This window comes from Enterococcus sp. C57, assembly GCF_040887305.1.
Taxonomy (GTDB): domain Bacteria; phylum Bacillota; class Bacilli; order Lactobacillales; family Enterococcaceae; genus Enterococcus_B; species Enterococcus_B hirae.
The window spans coordinates 1-1,135 of sequence record NZ_JBFOFP010000024.1 but is presented as its reverse complement, the minus strand read 5'-3'; the positions used below and the strand labels follow the sequence as shown (position 1 = coordinate 1,135).

General features: G+C 32.7%; 1 protein-coding gene. It reads right to left on the bottom strand.

Going from position 1 to position 1,135, the window contains the following annotated elements; genetic code table 11:
* Positions 1 to 1,135 (bottom strand): immunoglobulin-like domain-containing protein (locus AB5M32_RS13625; protein WP_368024530.1); only part of this gene is annotated, 1,135 nt, incomplete at both ends.

Sequence of the window (1,135 nt, the reverse complement as noted above, 5' to 3'; positions counted from 1 at the left end):
CAACGCTGTTTTTTGATCACTATCTGGTAAGCTTTCGACTTGTTGTTTCGCCGCATCAATTTGAGCTTTAGTATTGCCTACTTTTGCTCCATTTCCATCAAACAAATTATTTACTATCGTTAAAGCATCTTCGATTGCTGAATTCAAGATAGAAACTTGTTTGCTCAAAATTTCTTTCCCTTGTTCATCTAAGCTCACTAAAGTAATTGTTTTAGACGTTGCTGATACTTTATTTTTTGCATATACTTCAAATCGATTATTCTTTAACAACTTAAATCCTGGGAAGTACTCTTTTCCATCTACTATCAATTTGAATTTCTTGACATTGCCGGTCACGCTTCCTGTAATATAATCAGTGTTTACTTTATAATAATCTACAACTAAGCTTGGAGCGTTAAGGGTGATTTCTTGCATGCCGATTTCTATACCTTCAGCATTTAAAACTTTTAAAATCACTTTTTTAGAATCTACTGTTACTTTATTTTTTGCATACACTTCAAAATTATTATTCTCTAAAAGTTTAAATCCTGGTGTATATTCTTTGCCATCAACAATTAATTTGAATTGTTTAGCCTCACCTGCAATTTGACCTTTGATGTAATCTTTACCTACTGTATATTCTTCCACCGTTAATTTAGGTGATTGTACAGCAACTTCTCTTGTACCTGTTTCTTTTCCATTTGAATCAAAACTTTTCACTGTAACTGTTTTTGTTGTCGAAGGAATCCTTTTCCCAATATAAAGTTGAAATTTATTGTTTGCTAATAATTTAAATCCTGGTGTGTATTCTTTGCCATCAACAATCAACTTGAACTTCTTGATTTTCCCACTGTATTCTCCCGTCATATGGACATTTCCATAATGATAAACATCCACTTTGAATGCATTTACTCTATCATCCAAAGCTGCTTGAGCGATTTCTAATTTTTTCAATAATTGTGCTTTAACAGGAGATATATTATTTACCGCATCTACTTTTCTTCTAGCTTCATCTATTGCTTCTTGAGTATTACTTTCTTTGGGAGTGTCTCCATTAAAGAGCTGATTTACAGCTTCTACCGCTTGTTTTTCTGCAGGATCTTGGACAATATGTGCATCATTATAAGCTTTTTGTGCTTCTTGTACTTTCACTAAC